At 40.8% G+C, this 3,230-nt stretch carries 1 protein-coding gene; it reads left to right on the forward strand.

From position 1 onward, the window contains the following. Nucleotides 1-3,220: FkbM family methyltransferase (locus F6K49_RS38245; protein ID WP_293105514.1), on the forward strand; the 3,220-nt coding region annotated here is incomplete at its 5' end. Between the last annotated feature and the right edge of the window lie 10 nt (nucleotides 3,221-3,230).

Here is a 3,230-nt window from a genome sequence, read left to right on the forward strand (position 1 = left end):
CATCGCAGGTGCAGGTTTAGCCAGAGGTTACTTAAAACGAGAGGAATTAACACAACAAAAATTTATTCCCAACCCCTTCGACCAATCCCAAGATACTGAAAAATCCAAACTTTATAAAACAGGAGATTTAGCTCGATATTTACCAGATGGGAATATAGAGTTTTTGGGTCGCATAGACCACCAGGTAAAGATGCGGGGTTTTAGGATTGAGTTAGGAGAAATAGAATCTGCCATAGAAGAACATCCAGGGGTAGAAGAAACATTAGTAACACTCAGAGAAAATCAAGTAGGACAGCAGCAGTTAGTGGCGTATATAGTGCCGAATTATAAGGGAAGTAGACAAGTAAAACAACTGCTGCAATGGGAACAAGAAGGAAGACTAAAAACTGGTTACCAGTATCACTTACCTAATGGCATGGTAATCGTTCATCTAAATCAAAATGAAACCGACTTTTTGTACCAAGAGATATTTGAAAATGCGGAATATTTTCAGCATGGAATAAGGATTAATGAAGGAGATTGTATCTTTGATGTAGGAGCAAATATTGGGATGTTCAGTCTGTTTGCATCGCAACAGGTGAAAGATTTAGAGATATTTGCGTTTGAACCAATACCGCCAGTGTTTAAAGTACTGGAAATGAACACAGAGCTGTATATTTCAAAGGTAAAGCTATTTGAATGTGGTCTATCAAACCAAACCAGAATGGAGACCTTTACCTATTACCCAGAGAATTCAGTAGTGTCTGGACTATACGCAGACCAAAACCAAGAACAAGAAATGATGAAAACTTTCTTGAGCAACAAACAAAAGGAGACTGGGGAACAAAGCAAGTTATCGAGTCAAGAACTCGAACAAGTGAGTAGCTATATGTTCCAAACACAGCAACAAGTTAATTGCCAGTTAAGAACCCTATCAGAAGTAATAAGAGAGCAGGGGGTGGAACAGATAGATTTACTCAAAATAGATGTAGAAAAAAGTGAGTTAGAGGTGCTAGAAGGTATTGAATCAGAGGATTGGTCGAAAATCAAACAGATAGTAGTGGAAGTGCATGATATAAATGGCAGATTAGCGGCAGTGGAGGAGTTGCTAAAAGCTCAAGGATATCAGCTAAAAATCCAGCAAGAAACTTTCTTAGAAAAGACGCAGATATATAACATCTATGGATTACGTCAGTGGGGTAGCAAAGAAATTGATAGCCAGAGAAGCAAGCAAGTATCAAAAAACCGAGAACTATTAGAGAATCAACTCGACAGTTGGCAAGAAGTATTTAATGAAAGAATTCATTCAGAACTAGGACAATTCACTGACCCGTTTTTCAACATTGCTGGTTGGCGCAGCAGTTACGACAACCAACCCATACCAGTAGAGCAAATGCGCATCTGGGCAGGGGATATAGTAACTCAAGTCTTAGCCCAGAAACCAGAGAGTGTGTGGGAAATAGGTTGTGGTACAGGAATGCTGCTATTTCAAATCGCACCCCAGACACAAAACTATTATGGTACAGATATATCCAATGTTTCATTAGAATACATCAAACAACAAATAGAACAGGAACCAGACAAATATGGTGATGTTTCCTTAGCACAGAAACGAGCGGATAACATGGCTGATATAGCAGATAACAGTTTCGATGTTGTATTGCTGAGTTCCATAGTTCAGTATTTCCCTAGTGTTGAGTATCTGTTGCAAGTAATAGAAGAAAGTATCAGGGTAGTCAAACCAGGAGGGATGATTGTCTTAGGGGATATCCGCAGTTTCCCATTAATGAGAGCCTTTCACAGTTCGGTGCAACTATATCAAGCAACTCCCTCATTGTCACGACAACAACTCTTAGAAAAGATAGACAGACAAATGGAGGAGGAGAAAGAGTTGTTAGTGTCACCAGAGTTGTTTGTAGCTCTTAAAGAAAAACATCCAGAAATAACTCATGTACAAATCCGTTTACAGAGGGGAACAGAACACAATGAACTGAATAAATATCGCTATAGCGTACTGTTGCATATAGAGGCACAACCAGGAAAAGTAATAACACCGACTGTAGAAAGTGGAGCTTCTCTGAGTGTTCAACAGATAGAAAATTATCTGCGAGACAAAGGGCCAGAATCAATTTGCTTTAGTGGTTTAGTCAATGGCAGAGTAGCTAATGATGTAGATTTGGTAGAGTTGCTATCACAGCCAGAATCAAAACAGAATGTGCAGCAGTTGAGGCAGTTTTTAGAGTCAAAGCCAGTAAATGGCATCGACCCAGAGAGGCTACATCAACTGAGTTCGGATAATGGGTATTCTCTAGAGTTGTGTTGGTCAGCAGAAGGTAGTCCCGAATTGATGGATGGGGTATTTGTGCGCAGTGAGTTAGCCAAAGAAGGGATAGTGTTAACACCGCTCACTCAAAAATCGGTGGCAGCAAGTAACTGGAATAATTATGGGAATAATCCCTTGAGTTCTCAGTTCAGAAAGGAACTGATACCGCAGTTGAGAGAGTATCTACAGTCGCGGTTACCAGAGTATATGGTGCCATCGGGGTTGATGGTGTTGTCGCAACTGCCTCTGACTCCCAATGGCAAAGTAGACCGTAAGGCATTGCCAGCACCAGATTTCGTCAGTAGTCTGTCAACGGAGTATGTGGCTCCACAAACGGAAACACAGAAGGTCTTAGCAGACATTTGGGCAGAAGTGTTGGGTATAGAAAAGGTGGGTATACACGATAAATTCTTTGAGTTGGGAGGACATTCCCTATTAGCTATCCAAGTAATCTCTCGTGTGCGAGCAGCTTTCTCAATAGAACTTAAGCTACAGGACCTATTTGAATCACCCACCGTAGCAGGAGTGGCCCAAGCTATTGAGAAGAGAAACGATGGTACACAGGTTACTAATCAAGTTAAGGACTTGAGGGCTGAAGTAATCTTAGACTCCAAAATTCAGAATCAGTCTGTAGCTTTTGAAGATATAACTGAGCCGAAAAATATCTTTTTGACTGGAGCAACAGGCTTTTTGGGAGTTTATTTACTCTCTGAACTCCTCGAACAAACTCAAGGGAATATATATTGTCTCGTACGTGCCACCTCTTCTGAGAAAGGTAAGCAGAGACTGCAAAGAGCCCTGGAGTCGTATAGCCTATGGAATGAAACCAAAAGCTCAAGAATTATTCCAGTTATAGGAGAATTGTCGGCTCCACTATTGGGTCTTGACGAGTCACAGTTTAACCATCTGACTTGCTAGATGGTTAAAC

The sequence above is a fragment of the Moorena sp. SIO3I6 genome (assembly GCF_010672095.1).